A 16,969-nucleotide genomic window follows, 5' to 3' on the forward strand; every position below is an offset into this window, starting at 1 on the left:
ACCTTCTCCAATCAGATAGTGAAGAACGCTTCACTATTTGTTGCAGTGCAGATGATGAGCCAATTTTTCATTTTTTTTAATTCTTAATATTCAATAAGATAAAATCAAAGCAGACTTTTATTCTTAATTTGAATCGCACATCGTATGGATAATCAGACATTTTTTTATTTCGCAACACGGTAAATTATATCGAGAATACCGATAAAAAAGACGCAAGTTGCGTCTTTTCTCATTTTACATTACTCAACAGTCACAGCTTTGGCTAAATTACGAGGCTGATCGACATCAGTTCCTTTAATTAAAGCCACGTGATACGACAACAACTGCATCGGAATGGTGTAAAAAATCGGAGCAATGATTTCATCTACACTCGGCATGGTCATAATTTTCATGCCGTCGGTCTCTTCAAACCCTGCTTCACTATCGGCAAAAACATAGAGTAAACCACCTCGAGCACGTACTTCTTCGATATTGGATTTGAGTTTTTCTAATAAATCATTGGTAGGTGCCACCACGATCACTGGCATTTCAGCATCAACTAACGCAAGTGGGCCATGCTTTAATTCACCTGCCGCATAAGCCTCAGCATGAATGTACGAGATTTCTTTTAATTTAAGTGAGGCTTCAACAGCAATAGGGTAGAACTCACCACGACCTAAAAATAATGCGTGCTGTTTATCGCTGAATTCTTCAGCCAATAGTTCAATCGGCTTATCAAGCGTTAATGCTTTCTCAATAAAGCTTGGTAGTTGCTGTAATGAATGAACGATCTTTTCTTCTTGCTCATTATCAATCGCACCTTGCTGCTTACCTAACGCAGTTACAAGCATTAATAACGCAACTAACTGCGTAGTAAATGCTTTCGTTGATGCAACCCCAATTTCAGCACCCGCGCGGGTCATAAAAGCTAAATCAGATTCACGTACCAAAGATGAGCCTGCAACATTACAAATTGTCATCGCAGCCATATAGCCTTTTTCTTTTGCCAAACGTAGTGCCGCTAAGGTATCTGCCGTTTCACCTGATTGAGAAAGGGTGATTAATAAGCTATTTGGACGGGTAACAAATTTGCGGTAGCGAAACTCAGAGGCGATTTCAACATCACAGCTAATTCCTGCAATAGATTCAAACCAGTAACGTGCCACCATGCCAGCGTTATAGGAGGTACCACAAGCAATAATTTGGATATGCTCAACATGATCAAAGATCGTTTTCGCTTCATTACCAAAACTTTCCAAGATCACACGATTGTTGCGGATCCTGCCTTCCATGGTATTGATCAGAGCGCTTGGCTGCTCAAAGATCTCTTTTTGCATGTAATGACGATAATGACCTTTATCCGTATCATCATGCTGAATATTAGATTCGGTGACTTCGCGTTCAACCAACTCATCTTGTTGATCAAACACTCGAATATCACGACGGGTGACTTCGGCAACATCACCTTCTTCTAAAAACATAAAGCGACGAGTCACATTCAGTAAAGCCAATTGATCAGAGGCAATAAAGTTTTCGCCCACACCCAAACCAATCACCAGCGGGCTACCAGAACGTGCAACAACCAAACGTTCCGGATCACGACTATCCATCACCACGGTACCATAAGCGCCTTCAAGTTGAGTAACAGCTTGCTTCACTGCGGCTAATAAAGAATCGGCAGTTCGCAGTTCCCACTCTACTAAATGTGCAATCACTTCAGTATCGGTTTGAGAATGAAAAATATAACCTCGTTGTTGTAATCGCTCACGTAATGCTTGGTGGTTCTCGATAATTCCATTATGAACAATCGCTATATGTTCACCAGAGACATGAGGGTGGGCGTTAGCTTCTGAGGGCTCGCCATGTGTTGCCCAACGTGTATGCGCGATCCCCGTTCCGCCAATAACTTGCGTCTCATTAACGGCATCAGCTAAGGCTTGAACTTTCCCCATACGTCGTAAACGTTGTAATTGACATTGCTCATCAACAACGGCAAGACCTGCTGAGTCATACCCTCGATACTCTAGTCGACGTAAGCCTTCTACTAAGATCTCTGCTACATCACGTTGTGCTACCGCACCTACAATCCCACACATAACTGCTATCCTTTACAACTTATTATTGTTCACTACAGGCACGAATCACTCGCACACCCTGTTGTTCTATCGAGACAGTATCAGCATCACTCATGCCATCATCGGTAATTAAAGTATCGATCCCTTGCCACGCTAACTCTAAATTCGGAATTTTTCGTCCAACCTTACAAGACTCAATCATTACCACCACTTCACGAGAAACTTCAGCCATTACTCGACTTAACCCTGTCAGCTCATTAAAGGTGGTTGTGCCACGCGTAATATCAATACCATCAGCACCAATAAATAACTGATCAAAGTCGTATGAACGCAATACGGATTCTGCAACTTTGCCTTGGAAGGATTCCGAATGCGGATCCCATGTACCGCCCGTCATCAATAAGGTCGGTTCATTTTCAAGTGCATTCAGTGCATTCGCGACTTGTAAAGAATTAGTCATCACTACTAAGCCCTGTTTAGTGCTTAGTAGGTTAATTAATGCTGCTGTTGTACTGCCACAATCAACGATAATGCGATTGTGATCTCGGATCAGATCAGCAGCAGCAACAGAAATCGCTAACTTTCGTTCTGAAACCTTTTCTTCTGAGTCAGTTGCAACTATCTCGCTCGGCATAGCAATGGCGCCACCGTATCGGCGCAGTAATAAGCCAGAACTTTCTAATGCCGCGAGATCTTTACGAATTGTGACCTCAGAGGTCGAGAAGTGACTAGCAAGTGTATCCACACTAACTTCACCTTCAATACCAACCATAGCAGCAATAGCATGACGTCGTTGTTGCGTATTACGTTTAGACATAAATTTTGAAATGACACTTTAAGTTTCGATTTGAAACTTAGTATAGCGTTTTAAAAATTAATCGATCAATAACAAATATGCAGATTCGGTATAATTTTTCTCTCGAAATAACTATAGGAATGGAAAAAGCTAGAGGAATATAGGGATGGATATAGGAGATAAAGAATAAAAAAAGCAGGAAAACTCCTGCTTTAAAAATGATAACGTAATTGAACATTACTTCTTAGTTGGACGTTTCCAGCCTTGAATCGTTCGTGCGGGTGCGCGAGTGATCACTAACTCACCTTCTCCGACATTACGATTAATCGTTGCACCGGCACCAATGGTTGCACCGCTTGCAACTTTAACTGGGGCGATAAGTTGAGTATCAGAGCCAACAAATACATCATCGCCAATTTCAGTTTTAAATTTGTTCGCGCCATCGTAGTTGCAAGTAATGGTACCAGCACCGATATTGACGTTGGCACCAATCTCAGCATCACCAAGGTAAGTTAAATGGCCCGCTTTAGAGCCTTCACCTAAACGTGTTTGCTTAATTTCTACAAAGTTACCCACATGTGCTTGAGCTTGAAGTTCCGTACCTGGGCGTAAGCGAGCAAATGGACCGACTGTACAGGCTTCACCAACCGTTGCACCATCAATCACACTGTATGGGCTGATAATTGAGTTATCATCAATCTCACAATCTTTAAGCACACAACCTGCGCCAATAACGACGTTATCACCAATGCTCACGCTACCTTCAATCACCACGTTAACATCAATTTCAACATCGGTACCGCATTGTAATTCGCCACGTAAATCAAAACGAGCAGGATCGCGCAACATTACGCCTTGCTCTAATAAACGCTCAGCTTGTTGAGCTTGGAAAGCTCGCTCAAGGCGTGCAAGTTGAATACGGTTATTTACACCTTCAACCTCAATAGGGCTAACAGGGTGGACCGCTTCGACGGCACGACCTTCATCATGGGCAATCTCAATAATATCTGTTAGGTAATATTCACCTTGCGCATTATCATTTTTAAGCGCTGCTAACCAACGCTTAAGATCGCCGCCATTAGCAACCATGACACCAGTGTTGATTTCTTTAATAAGCTTTTGCTCTTCAGTGGCATCTTTTTGCTCTACGATCGCAACAACGGGACCATTACGACGCACAATACGACCGTAACCACTTGGATCATCAAGAACAACAGTTAGTAAGGCAATGCCACCATCAGGCTGAGCATCAAGTAGATTTTCTAACGTTTGTGCACTAATCAGTGGCACATCACCGTATAAAATCAATGCTTTTTCATCATCAGCAAGATTCGGGGTCGCTTGATTAACCGCGTGTCCTGTTCCTAATTGCTCGGCTTGTAGTACCCAATTTACTGACTCTTGAGCCAATACTTGTTGCATGGTGTCACCACCATGGCCATAAACTAAATTAATATTTTTCGCACCAAGATCATTACATGTGTCAATCACATGTTTGACCATCGGCTTTCCAGCTAAAGTATGAAGTACTTTTGGCAAGTTAGAATACATGCGGGTGCCTTTTCCCGCAGCTAAAATCACAGCACTGAAGCTCATGATGGGATGTCCTTCTTGATGCATAAATTTGTTATTTAATTGGTATTGTACCGTCAAGTTTTACTGGATTTAAGCGTAATTGTTTAATTCTCACTAAGAAATAACAGGTATACCTCGCAAAAGTCTTAATAGAAAATCATTTTTGTAAAAATAAATATCCCCGAACAACATCAATTAGTAAGATTTTTAGCCATAAAAAAAGCGACCTTAATGGTCGCTTTTTATATTACTTTAGCGTCAGACTAGCGTGCGCGTTTAGTTAATTCAATCACTCGAAGCTGAGCAATGGCTTTCGCTAAATCACTGGCTGCCTGTGCGAAGTCAATATCGCCATGCTGATTATGGATACGCTCCTCAGCTTGACGCTTAGCTTCTTCTGCTTTCGCGGCATCTAAATCAACACCACGAATAGCTGTATCGGCTAATACCGTCACTGCAGAAGGCTGAACTTCAAGCATACCGCCAGAAAGATAAATCACATCTTCCTCACCGCCTTGTTTGGTAATACGTACCATGCCAGGGGTGATAGCAGTAAGTAGTGGCGTGTGACCGGCATGAATACCTAGCTCACCCTCACTACCCGTTACTTGAATATTTTCAGCACGACCAGAGAACAGACGTTTCTCAGCACTGACTACTTCCAAATGGAAAGTTATCGCTGCCATGTCGCCTCCTAATTAGCTTACAGCTTCTTCGCGTTTTCTAATACGTCTTCAATCGCACCACAGTACATAAATGCCTGCTCTGGGATATCGTCGTATTCACCCGCTAATAAGCCTTTGAAGCTACGTAGTGTGTCTTTCAACGTTACGTAGATACCTGGGTCACCAGTAAAGACTTCTGCTACGTGGTAAGGCTGAGTTAGGAAACGTTCAATCTTACGTGCACGTGATACAGCTTGCTTATCTTCTTCAGATAGCTCGTCCATACCAAGAATAGCGATGATGTCTTTTAGCTCTTTATAACGTTGAAGTAGACTCTGAACGCCACGTGCAATGTCGTAGTGCTCTTGACCTACTACCAATGGATCAAGCATACGTGATGTTGAATCCAATGGGTCGATCGCAGGGTATAGACCTAGCGATGCGATCTGACGCGAAAGTACAACTGTTGCATCTAAGTGAGCAAAGGTTGTTGCTGGTGATGGGTCAGTCAAGTCATCGGCAGGTACGTATACCGCCTGAACTGACGTGATAGAGCCAGACTTCGTTGACGTGATACGCTCCTGAAGTACACCCATCTCTTCTGCAAGAGTAGGCTGGTAACCTACTGCAGATGGCATACGACCTAGTAGTGCTGATACTTCAGTACCTGCAAGGGTGTAACGGTAGATGTTATCGATAAATAACAGTACGTCACGACCTTCGTCACGGAAACGCTCAGCCATTGTAAGGCCAGTCAATGCAACACGTAGACGGTTACCTGGTGGCTCGTTCATCTGACCGTAAACCATTGCTACTTTTGATTCTTCAGGCTTTTCGATGTTTACAACACCTGCTTCCTGCATCTCGTAGTAGAAATCGTTACCTTCACGAGTACGCTCACCAACACCTGCAAACACAGATAAACCTGAGTGTTTTAGGGCGATGTTGTTGATAAGTTCCATCATGTTAACGGTCTTACCAACACCCGCACCACCAAACAGACCGATCTTACCACCCTTAGCGAATGGACAGATTAAGTCGATAACTTTAACACCTGTTTCTAGGAGTTCAGTTACGTTTGACTGATCTTCATAGCTTGGTGCTTCACGGTGAATAGCGTAACGCTCTTGCTCACCGATCTCACCACACTCATCAATAGGTTGACCAAGAACGTTCATGATACGTCCTAAAGTCGCTGTACCTACTGGCACTTCAATTGGGCGGCCTGTGTTTTCAACAGACAAACCACGACGTAAGCCATCAGAAGTACCCATAGCGATACCACGAACAACACCGCCACCAAGTTGCTGCTGAACTTCCAGTACTAGTGTACCGTTCTCTTTCGCATCAACATGAAGGGCATCGTATACCTGTGGTACAGAGTCCTGTGGAAACTCTACGTCGACTACCGCACCGATGATCTGTACGATCTTACCTGTAGCCATCGTTAATCCTCTAAACTTATTAATTCTTTGCCTTAAACAGCAGATGCGCCAGAAACGATTTCTGACAGTTCTTGTGTGATCGCAGCCTGACGGGCTTTGTTGTACACAAGTTGCAGTTCATCAATCAGATCCCCTGCATTATCTGTTGCAGCTTTCATCGCTACCATTCGTGCCGCTTGCTCACTTGCAAGGTTCTCAACCACACCTTGGTACACTTGTGATTCGGCATAGCGAACCAATAAGGTATCCAGTAGCGGTTTAGGCTCGGGCTCATAAATATAATCCCAAGAATGGTTGCGCTGCATTTCTTCGTCTTCTGACTTAGGCAAAGGCAACAATTGATCAATCACTGGTTGCTGTACCATGGTATTTACAAACTGGTTGTAAACCACGTACAGGCGATCCAGTTGGCCTTCATCATATTTCTTCAGCATAACGCCAACGGTACCGATCAACTCATCAACACTTGGTGTGTCACCAAGGCCTGATACTTGAGCTGCTACGTTACCGCCGTAGCTATTAAAGAATGCTGTTGCTTTAGCACCAATTAGCGCTAAATCAACATCGGCACCTTTATCTGACCATGTTTTAATATCGGTGATCGCTTTTTTGAACAAGTTAATGTTCAAGCCACCACACAAACCACGGTCAGTTGAAACAATGATGTAACCAACGCGCTTGGCTTCACGCTCTTCAAGATAAGGATGCTTATACTCGAGGCTACCAAGGGCGATATGACCGATCACTTTGCGCATAGTTTGTGCGTATGGACGTGATGACTCCATTGCTTCCTGCGTTTTACGCATTTTAGAAGCAGCCACCATTTCCATCGCTTTAGTGATCTTTTGCGTGTTTTTAACACTACCGATCTTGTTACGAATCTCTTTTGCGCCGGCCATCGTTACTCTCCGTTAGAAGGTGATCGCAAGCGATCACCAACCAATTACCAAGTCTGGGTCGCTTTGAAATCTTCTAGCAGTTTTGCAAACTGCGCAGCGATTTCATCGTTGTAAGCACCCGTTTCATCTATCTGAGCTACAAGCTCAGCAAACTGACCTTTCGCGTAAGAAAGTAAAGCTGCTTCGAAATCAGCAAGCTTAGTTAGCTCAACATCATTCAAGTAGCCTTTTTCAGCTGCAAAGATAACAACCGCTTGCTCAAATACAGACATTGGCGCGTATTGTTTTTGCTTCATCAGTTCAGTTACTTTCTGACCATGATCTAGCTGTTTCTTAGTTGCGTCATCAAGGTCAGACGAGAACTGTGCAAACGCTGCAAGTTCACGGTACTGTGCAAGTGCGGTACGAATACCACCCGACAGTTTCTTGATGATCTTGGTTTGGGCAGCACCACCTACACGCGATACAGAGATACCTGGGTCAACAGCAGGACGAATACCAGCGTTGAATAGCTCTGTTTGTAGGAAGATCTGACCATCGGTGATAGAGATAACGTTAGTCGGTACGAATGCCGATACGTCACCCGCTTGGGTTTCGATAATCGGTAGTGCCGTTAGCGATCCTGTTTGACCTTTCACTTCACCATTAGTGAATTTCTCAACGTAGTGCTCGCTTACACGAGAAGCACGCTCTAGAAGACGTGAGTGAAGGTAGAAAACATCACCAGGGAATGCTTCACGGCCAGGTGGACGCTTAAGCAATAGTGAGATTTGACGGTAAGCAACAGCCTGCTTAGACAGGTCATCGTATACGATCAGTGCATCTTCGCCGCGGTCACGGAAGTATTCACCCATCGCACAACCAGAGTATGGTGCTAGGTATTGTAGCGCAGCAGCTTCTGATGCTGATGCTACAACTACGATAGTGTTTTCCAGTGCGCCGTGCTCTTCCAGCTTACGAACTACGTTAGCGATAGTTGAAGCTTTCTGGCCAATAGCCACATACACAGAGTAGATACCAGAGTTTTTCTGGTTGATGATGGCATCGATAGCCATCGCTGTTTTACCAGTCTGACGGTCACCGATGATAAGCTCACGCTGACCACGGCCGATTGGGATCATTGAGTCAACTGCTTTGTAACCAGTTTGTACTGGTTGATCAACAGATTTACGATCGATTACACCCGGTGCAATTACTTCAACAGGAGAGAATGTCTCTGTTTCAATTGGACCTTTACCATCGATAGGCTGACCTAGTGTGTTTACAACACGACCAAGTAGCGCAGGACCTACAGGTACTTCAAGAATACGACCAGTACCGGTTACCTTCATGCCTTCCTGTAGAGAAGCATAAGGGCCCATTACAACTGCACCTACCGAGTCACGCTCAAGGTTAAGTGCTAGTGCGAATAGTCCGCCTGGTAGTTCAATCATTTCACCTTGCATTACGTCAGCAAGGCCATGGATACGAATAATACCGTCGCTTACAGAAACGATAGTACCTTCGTTACGCGCTTCACTTACAACGTTGAAGTTTTCAATACGTTGTTTGATCAGTGCGCTAATTTCCGTGGAATTAAGTTGCATGCTCCAATTCCCCAAATCAAGACTGCAAAGTATCGCTCAGACGGTTCAATTTGCCCCGTACAGAGTTATCGATAACAAGGTCTCCAGCTCTAATTACAACCCCGGCAATCAGGGTCTCGTCTACACTGCAAGTCAGCATCACTTTACGCGCTAAACGCTGCTCAAGTTTCACGCTAATGGCATCTAGTTGATTATCATCTAAAGCAATAGCAGAAATTACTGTCGCTTCGATGGTGTGCTCATGCTCATGTTTCATCAGCATGAATTCATCACAGACATCAGGTAGCGCCTTAAGGCGTCCATTTTCAGCCATCACCTTTAGAAGGTTTTGACCGAATTCATCGAGTTGCTCACCGCATACTGAAACAAAAATTTCAGTTAGCTTATCCGCAGCAAATCCGCTATCCAGTACATCCTGCATAGTGTCATTTTTTGCTACTTCACTAGCAAAGTTCAGCATTTCTGCCCACTGTGCTAGTTGGTTCGTCTCGACCGCAAAGTCAAAAGCTGCTTTAGCGTAGGGGCGTGCGATTGTAGTCATTTGTGACATATGCTTGCCCCTTTAATTACAGTTCTGCAGTGACTTTGTTAAGAATATCGGCTTGAGCATCCACATCAATGGAGCGCTCAATGATCTTCTCAGCACCAATCACAGCTAGAGTTGCAACTTGTTTTCTTAACTCATCACGAGCACGATTACGTTCCGCTTCAATTTCAGCCATACCTTGCGCAAGGATTTTCTCACGCTCAGTTTGTGCTTCCGTTTTCGCTTCATCGATAATTTGAGCTTTACGCTTGTTTGCTTGCTCGATCAACTCGCTCGCAGCACGTTTCGCTTCTTTTAGTTGATCAGAAGCATTCGCTTGTGCAAGGTCAAGGTCTTTAGCTGCGCGATCTGCGGCAGCCAAGCCGTCAGCAATTTTTTTCTGACGTTCTTCAATCGCTTCCATAATCGGTGGCCATACATATTTCATGCAGAACACCACGAAGAGGAAGAAAGCGATAGCTTGACCCAGCAAAGTTGCATTCATATTCACAACGCATCTCCTTTAAAAGGGTTGCTAGAGTCCATTTGCTACTTAATGTCAGCTTGAGACAAGCTGACATTACGATTTATTAACCAGCTAGCTGACCAACAAATGGGTTTGCGAATGTGAATAGCAGCGCGATTACGATACCGATCATTGGTACCGCATCAAGTAGACCAGCGATGATGAACATCTTAACTTGAAGCATTGGAGCCATTTCAGGTTGACGTGCAGCACCTTCAAGGAACTTACCACCTAGAAGTGCGAAGCCGATCGCTGTACCAAGGGAAGCAAGACCTACAATAATGCCCACGGCAATTGCAGAAAAGCTTAGTAAAGTTTCCATCACTATCTCCAGTTTATAGTTGTCGGCTAAAGTGCCAAAATAATAAAAATGTTACAAATAATCGTTAATGATTGTCTTCATGTGCCTGAGATAGGTACACGATAGTTAACATCATGAATACGAATGCTTGAATTGTAATGACTAGGATGTGGAAAATTGCCCACGGTACCGAGCCTAGCCATTGAGCCCACCACGGCATTAACGCCGCGATTAGGATAAACACCACCTCACCTGCAAACATGTTACCGAATAGACGCATACCTAGTGAGATAGGCTTCGCTAGTAGCGATACCACTTCAAGAAGTAGGTTAAACGGAATCATGATAGGGTGATTGAACGGGTGAAGAGCCAGTTCTTTAGCAAAACCGCCAAGACCTTTCACTTTAATGCTGTAGTAAATCATTAATGCGAATACGCCCAGCGCCATTGCCATGGTGATGTTAACGTCAGCACTTGGTACCACCTTCATATAAGGGATACCCACGCTTTGTGCGGCATACGGAATGAAATCAATTGGCACAAGGTCCATGATATTCATCAGTAAAATCCAGCAGAAAATAGTTAGTGCTAATGGAGCAACAAGTGGATTGCGTCCATGGAAAGTATCTTTTACGTTGGTATCAACGAATTCAACCACCATTTCAACAAAACATTGAACTTTACTTGGAACTCCTGATGATGCCTTTTTCGCTACTGAACGAAATAGCCATAAAAAAGCTAAACCGGTCAAAACAGAGAATATAAGGCTATCTATGTTTACCGCCCAGAAGCTACCTTCACTCGCCAAGCCCAATTTATCAGTCGATAAGTTGGTCAAGTGGTGAGTGATATAACTTGCAGACGTTAGCGCTTCACCTGGCGCAGCCATAACTCATCCTATTTGTTGTTGTTAATGAATAAAACCGGTCCAAAAATATTAATACCAAGGGCCAGCAAATAGGTTAGTTTGAGGGGAACAAGTTCCACTCCCATATACAGGTAAGCAATGGCAAAAAGGATGACTGTGATTAGAATTTTAAGCACTTCTCCGCCATAAAATGACGCCATGACTAGCCGTGCATTCCTGGCACCGCTAAACATGAAGGCAAATATTGCAAAGACGGTATTGGCTATCACAAAGATACCGCCACCAATTAATGCAGAGATCCCCCAGTCAACATTGACAGCAAAAACTGCCGTTAATGCCGTTGCTATCACGACGCCAGATTGTAGTAACAACAACCGTTTTGCCAATTGGCGTCCCGGTTTAGCTAGCGTCGATACCATGTATTCGTTCCTCGAGTCCATTCCTTTACACGATCCGTGCTTGGGAAAACAGCGAAAATTATACGGCTCATAAAATTGATTGCAATCAAATAAAAGTAAAAAAGTCTGCAGATTTTACAACACTCTAACTTGATCACTCAGATATTGTATTTTTTCATCGTTTACATCGTTAGAATCACAGTTTTTGCTCTAACATTTGGAGTATCTGATCTAACTTTTCTTGCTGATCGAAATTTATAACAATTTTGCCTTTGCCACTTTTTGTTTGATTAATCGCCACTTTAGTACCCAATTGCTCAGTAAGCCTATTTTGTAGCAAAGTAACTTGCTCACTTTTTGGTGTAGGCTCTTTGGGTTCAGTTGGATGTAAAAGTGTTTTAACCAGTTTTTCAGCTTCGCGTACAGTTAACAAATTAGTGATAATTTTTTGTGCAGCAGCTAACTGTTGCGCTTCATCTAAGGATAATAAAGCCCTTGCATGACCCATTTCGAGTTTTTTCTGTTCGACTAATTGTTTTACAGGCTCGCTTAATTGGTTTAAACGCAATAAGTTAGATACTGCAGCACGTGATTTACCCACTGCTTCAGCAATTTGCTGGTGAGTCAGTGAAAACTCTTGCTGTAGTCGTGCTAAAGCAACGGCTTCTTCTATTACATTGAGATCTTCACGTTGAATATTTTCAATTAATGCAATAGCAATTGTCGCGCGATCATCAACGCTTTTAACTAGGCAAGGTACCGTCGTTAATCCCGCGATTTTAGCCGCTTGCCAACGACGCTCACCTGCAATAATTTCAAAACTTTGATCAGCTAAACGACGAACAACAATAGGTTGAATGATCCCTTGAGCTCGAATAGATTCTGCAAGCTCCGCAAGCGTATCATCAGCCATCGACTTACGAGGCTGAAACTGACCTGATTGCAGTAGTTCTATCGAAAGTTCACGTAATTCACTATCAATGTTTGAAGTCGAAAGTGCTACTTGTTGTTGGTTTTGTTGCTTGGCTTGTGCGACAGCACTGGTAGAAAGCAAGGCATCAAGACCTTTGCCTAGACCACGTTTATTAAAATTCATGAAAAGCCTTATGCGTCCTCAGAAGTCACCGTTTGTAATGCTAATTCATCACGACGGATCATTTCACCCGCCAGTGCTAAATAAGCTTTCGCACCACTAGAGTACTTATCGTAATACATCGCAGGACGACCATGACTTGGTGCTTCTGCTAAACGGACATTACGGGGAATAACGGTACGATACACTTTGTCGCCAAAGTGTTTTTTCAATTGTTGAGAAACTTCGTTAGCTAACCTGTTGCGAGGATCAAACATGGTGCGCAGTAAACCTTCAATTTTCAGTTCACTATTAACAACCGCTGTTAACTTACTAATGGTATCCATTAATGCCGTTAAGCCTTCAAGAGCAAAATACTCACATTGCATCGGCACTAATACGGAGTCAGAAGCTGTCATGGCATTAATGGTGAGTAAGTTTAGCGAAGGGGGACAGTCGATAAAAATATAGTCGTAGTCATCACGAACCTTAGCAAGTGCAGTACGTAGACGTACTTCACGCGCAAACACTTCCATCAATTTTATTTCAGCGGCAGTGACGTCACCATTGGCGGCTATCAAATGATAGCCTCCCGTCGTTTCTTTTATAACAACGACATTAAATGGTGTTTCCTCGACCAAAAGATCATAAGCGGTGGCATCAACTTGGTATTTATCAACCCCACTGGCCATGGTTGCATTACCTTGCGGATCAAGATCAACCACTAACACTTTACGTTGGGTTGCAGCCAAGGATGCTGCTAAATTTACACAGGTGGTAGTTTTACCCACACCACCTTTTTGATTTGCTACCGCTATGATTCTTCCCACAAGAAAACCTCAACAATTAATCCTTTGCCGTCAAGACTACTAGATGACGCTCACCTTCTAAATCAGGAACCTGTAAAGATTTCACTTCTATAACTGAGCACCATTCAGGCAAATCTGCCGCTTCTTGCTCGTTATATTGGCCTTTCAATGCGAGGAACTGACCACCTGATTTTGGTAGATGGTGGCACCAGTTAACCATATCAGCCATTGAAGCAAACGCTCGACTTAACACTGCATCAAAGCCATCACCAGCTTCAAACTCTTCAACGCGACTTTGTACCGGCGTCACATTGGTAATTTTTAGCTCATGGATCACTTGGCGAATAAAACGAATGCGTTTACCTAAGCTATCTAACAAGGTAAATGATTTATCAGGACACATGATAGCCAACGGAATACCTGGCAGTCCCGGTCCTGTACCGACATCAATATAACTAGCGCCATCTAAATATTGGCTGACTACAATACTATCCATAATATGTTTAACTAACATTTCGTTAGGATCACGGACTGATGTCAGATTATACGCTTTATTCCATTTGTGCAGCAGTTCTACATAACCGATCAGCTGGTCAAGTTGCTGTTCTGTGACCTGCAGTTCAGTTTGGGCGATAAGTTGTACTAATCGTTGTTTCATTGTTTAGTCCTTATTCGCCTTTTTTTAATAAGCCGTGTTTTTTCAAATAAACCAATAACAGCGAAATCGCAGCAGGGGTAATACCTGAAATACGTGATGCCATACCAATTGATTCAGGTTTTGCATCATTCAGTTTTACCACGACTTCATTCGATAAACCTTTAACATTGCTGTAATCAATATCAAATGGCAGCTTAGTGGTTTCATGACGCAGTGATTTTTCAACTTCATCACGCTGGCGATCAATATAACCTTGGTATTTCACCTGAATTTCAACTTGCTCACGCGCTTCAATATCGTCAAGCGCTGGTGCAAATGTTTCGATGCTTGTCAGTTGTTCGTAAGTCACTTCAGGACGACGAAGAAGATCCTCACCACTCGCTTCACGAGCGATCGGTGCTTTAAGGATTTTATTTAATTCATCAACATGATCCGACTTAGGATTGATCCAAATATCTTTCAGGCGTTGACGTTCAAGTTCCATGTTTTCAATTTTTTGATTGAAACGAGACCAGCGTGCATCATCAACTAAGCCAAACTCACGACCCATTGGGGTTAAACGTAAATCGGCATTGTCTTCACGAAGCAATAAGCGGTATTCGGCACGAGAAGTAAACATACGGTATGGTTCTTTAGTACCAATCGTTGATAGATCATCAATCAATACGCCCATGTACGCTTGATCACGACGAGGACTCCAGCCTTCTTTATCTTGAACTTGAAGCGCGGCGTTCATACCCGCCATTAAGCCTTGTGCTGCCGCTTCTTCGTAACCTGTCGTACCGTTAATTTGTCCAGCAAAGAACAGACCATCGATATATTTGTTTTCGAAAGTTTGTTTTAGATCGCGAGGGTCGAAGAAATCATATTCAATCGCATAACCTGGACGCATAATAGTTGCGTTTTCAAAGCCTTGCATTGAACGAACAATTTGCATTTGTACATCAAACGGTAAGCTGGTGGAGATCCCGTTTGGATATAATTCATTGGTCGTTAAGCCTTCTGGCTCAATGAAGATCTGGTGACTATTTTTATCCGCAAAACGCATCACTTTATCTTCAATCGAAGGACAGTAACGTGGACCAATTCCTTCAATAACACCCGCATACATTGGGCTACGATCTAAATTATTACGGATCACTTCATGTGTGCGTTCATTTGTGTAAGTAATAAAACATGGGATTTGACGTGGATGATCCGACGACTTACCCATGAATGAAAATGTTGGAGTTGGGTTATCACCGTGCTGCTCTTCAAGCACACTGAAATCAACACTGCGTGCATCAATACGTGGAGGAGTACCCGTTTTTAAGCGATCAACACGTAACGGTAATTCACGTAGACGATCCGCTAGAGCATTCGAGGCAGGATCACCGGTACGACCGCCACTGTAGTTTTCCATACCAATGTGGATCTTACCACCAAGGAAAGTACCAACAGTTAACACAACGGCTTTGGCATGGAACTTTAGGCCCATTTCCGTTACAACACCAACAGCACGATGATTTTCAACAATTAAATCAGTAACGGCTTGTTGGAAAATCATTAGATTTTCTTGGTTTTCTAGAACGTTACGAACAGCAGCTTTGTATAATGCACGATCAGCTTGGGCGCGAGTAGCACGTACTGCAGGACCTTTCGATGAGTTCAGTGTACGGAATTGAATACCACCTTTATCAATGGCTTGCGCCATTAATCCACCAAGGGCATCAACTTCTTTAACCAGGTGTCCTTTCCCGATCCCGCCGATAGCTGGGTTGCACGACATTTGGCCCAACGTATCGATATTATGGGTCAACAGTAAGGTTTTTTGTCCCATTCGGGCTGCTGCCAATGCGGCTTCTGTGCCTGCATGACCACCACCCACAACGATGACATCAAATTTTTCCTGGTAAAACATGGAACTTCCTCAGGTATTTAAATAGCCAGTGAGTTAACTCGAGCAAAGGGCGGACATTCTATCCTTTTTCTGTGCAAGAGAGAATCTTTCATCAAGATCATTTGATCAGTTTAATTACGCTCTTTAAATATATATAAGATCTTTTTAAAGAGATCTTCTGTTAGATCTACTATTAGGATCGTACGATCGTGTGGATAACCGACAAATGATCCTAATGATCATGCATTTAAGGAGGATCATTTCTTGTGCAGGAGCTTGGATCTGATCGGGGATAGGCTGGGATCAAAAAAGCCACTTATGCACAGGGGGAGGAAGGCATATAAGTTATTAAATGGATAACTATGGGTTGATCACCGTTTAGATCTATAGTTATCCACAGAAAAAAGATCGAAATAAGCTGGAAATTGAGTAACTGTTGATGGTTTTTTAATCAGTAATTAAGTTTTTCCAGTTATCAAACCATGCTTCAGCAGGCTCTTCAGGCACTGGTGTCTCTGAAATATCAATATCAAGACGTTCACCGATCTGGTTTGCACCTAAAGAAAGTAATAATCCTTCTATTTTCTTACCTGCCGCGCAGAAGGTATCGTAATTACTATCACCAAGCCCAATAACCGCAAATTTAACACCGTTAAGTGTGGGTTGTTGTTGAGTGAGTTGTTCTACAAATGGCAAAAAGTTATCAGGATAGTCGCCAGCACCGTGAGTAGAGCAAATGATTAGCCAGATAGTGTTTTGATCGAGCTCTGAAAACTCTGCTTGGTTGATGACTTCAACTTGGTGGCCATTATCTTCGAGCAATTCTGCTAAATGATCGGCGACATATTCTGCACCACCTAAAGTACTACCGGTAATAAGGCTAAGTGAGCTCATAGTTATCCTTTATATAGA

Annotated in this window: 17 protein-coding genes; all 17 read right to left on the reverse strand. The window is 43.1% G+C overall.

Features of this window, described 5'->3' with window-relative positions; all coding sequences use genetic code 11:
* Window positions 1-239: 239 nt before the first annotated feature.
* Entirely contained in the window at window positions 240-2,075 is a 1,836-nt protein-coding gene (gene glmS / locus CTN01_RS20280) for a glutamine--fructose-6-phosphate transaminase (isomerizing) (protein WP_045150119.1), read from the reverse strand.
* A 22-nt stretch (window positions 2,076-2,097) separates the two neighbouring features.
* Entirely contained in the window at window positions 2,098-2,871 is a 774-nt protein-coding gene (locus CTN01_RS20285) for a DeoR/GlpR family DNA-binding transcription regulator (RefSeq protein ID WP_045150120.1), read from the reverse strand.
* 216 nt (window positions 2,872-3,087) lie between these two features.
* Window positions 3,088-4,446 (reverse strand): bifunctional UDP-N-acetylglucosamine diphosphorylase/glucosamine-1-phosphate N-acetyltransferase GlmU, encoded by a 1,359-nt coding sequence (glmU, locus tag CTN01_RS20290; RefSeq protein WP_005372335.1) that lies wholly within the window; start codon window positions 4,444-4,446, stop codon window positions 3,088-3,090.
* Window positions 4,447-4,688: 242 nt separating this feature from the next.
* A complete protein-coding gene (locus tag CTN01_RS20295) occupies window positions 4,689-5,111 on the reverse strand; it encodes a F0F1 ATP synthase subunit epsilon (protein WP_005372333.1) in 423 nt (140 codons plus the stop codon).
* A 17-nt stretch (window positions 5,112-5,128) separates the two neighbouring features.
* A complete protein-coding gene (gene atpD / locus CTN01_RS20300) occupies window positions 5,129-6,535 on the reverse strand; it encodes a F0F1 ATP synthase subunit beta (protein WP_005372331.1) in 1,407 nt (468 codons plus the stop codon).
* A gap of 32 nt (window positions 6,536-6,567) precedes the next feature.
* Window positions 6,568-7,434: a F0F1 ATP synthase subunit gamma gene (atpG, locus tag CTN01_RS20305; protein ID WP_005372328.1), complete on the reverse strand. Its 867-nt coding sequence runs from the start codon at window positions 7,432-7,434 to the stop codon at window positions 6,568-6,570.
* Between the two features lie 44 nt (window positions 7,435-7,478).
* Window positions 7,479-9,020: a F0F1 ATP synthase subunit alpha gene (gene atpA / locus CTN01_RS20310; protein WP_005372324.1), complete on the reverse strand. Its 1,542-nt coding sequence runs from the start codon at window positions 9,018-9,020 to the stop codon at window positions 7,479-7,481.
* A 16-nt stretch (window positions 9,021-9,036) separates the two neighbouring features.
* A complete protein-coding gene (gene atpH / locus CTN01_RS20315) occupies window positions 9,037-9,570 on the reverse strand; it encodes a F0F1 ATP synthase subunit delta (protein WP_045130846.1) in 534 nt (177 codons plus the stop codon).
* A gap of 16 nt (window positions 9,571-9,586) precedes the next feature.
* Window positions 9,587-10,057 carry a F0F1 ATP synthase subunit B gene (atpF, locus tag CTN01_RS20320; protein ID WP_005372318.1) on the reverse strand — a complete coding sequence of 157 codons (471 nt, stop codon included), beginning with the start codon at window positions 10,055-10,057 and terminating at the stop codon, window positions 9,587-9,589.
* 79 nt (window positions 10,058-10,136) lie between these two features.
* Window positions 10,137-10,394, reverse strand: a complete 258-nt coding sequence (atpE, locus tag CTN01_RS20325) for a F0F1 ATP synthase subunit C (RefSeq protein ID WP_005372317.1) — start codon at window positions 10,392-10,394, stop codon at window positions 10,137-10,139.
* Window positions 10,395-10,458: 64 nt separating this feature from the next.
* Window positions 10,459-11,262, reverse strand: a complete 804-nt coding sequence (gene atpB / locus CTN01_RS20330) for a F0F1 ATP synthase subunit A (RefSeq protein ID WP_006647567.1) — start codon at window positions 11,260-11,262, stop codon at window positions 10,459-10,461.
* 8 nt (window positions 11,263-11,270) lie between these two features.
* A complete protein-coding gene (locus CTN01_RS20335) occupies window positions 11,271-11,660 on the reverse strand; it encodes a F0F1 ATP synthase subunit I (protein WP_006647566.1) in 390 nt (129 codons plus the stop codon).
* Between the two features lie 175 nt (window positions 11,661-11,835).
* Window positions 11,836-12,735, reverse strand: coding sequence for a ParB/RepB/Spo0J family partition protein (locus CTN01_RS20340; protein WP_045130847.1), 900 nt, complete (start codon window positions 12,733-12,735; stop codon window positions 11,836-11,838).
* A gap of 8 nt (window positions 12,736-12,743) precedes the next feature.
* Complete coding sequence (locus CTN01_RS20345; RefSeq protein ID WP_045150121.1) at window positions 12,744-13,541, reverse strand: ParA family protein; 798 nt, start codon at window positions 13,539-13,541, stop codon at window positions 12,744-12,746.
* 16 nt (window positions 13,542-13,557) lie between these two features.
* Window positions 13,558-14,178 carry a 16S rRNA (guanine(527)-N(7))-methyltransferase RsmG gene (gene rsmG / locus CTN01_RS20350; protein WP_045128903.1) on the reverse strand — a complete coding sequence of 207 codons (621 nt, stop codon included), beginning with the start codon at window positions 14,176-14,178 and terminating at the stop codon, window positions 13,558-13,560.
* 10 nt (window positions 14,179-14,188) lie between these two features.
* Window positions 14,189-16,078, reverse strand: a complete 1,890-nt coding sequence (gene mnmG / locus CTN01_RS20355) for a tRNA uridine-5-carboxymethylaminomethyl(34) synthesis enzyme MnmG (RefSeq protein ID WP_045130848.1) — start codon at window positions 16,076-16,078, stop codon at window positions 14,189-14,191.
* Window positions 16,079-16,504: 426 nt separating this feature from the next.
* Window positions 16,505-16,951, reverse strand: coding sequence for an FMN-binding protein MioC (gene mioC / locus CTN01_RS20360; RefSeq protein ID WP_045150122.1), 447 nt, complete (start codon window positions 16,949-16,951; stop codon window positions 16,505-16,507).
* Between the last annotated feature and the right edge of the window lie 18 nt (window positions 16,952-16,969).

Source organism: Photobacterium angustum, assembly GCF_003026365.1.
Taxonomy (GTDB): Bacteria; Pseudomonadota; Gammaproteobacteria; order Enterobacterales; family Vibrionaceae; genus Photobacterium; species Photobacterium angustum.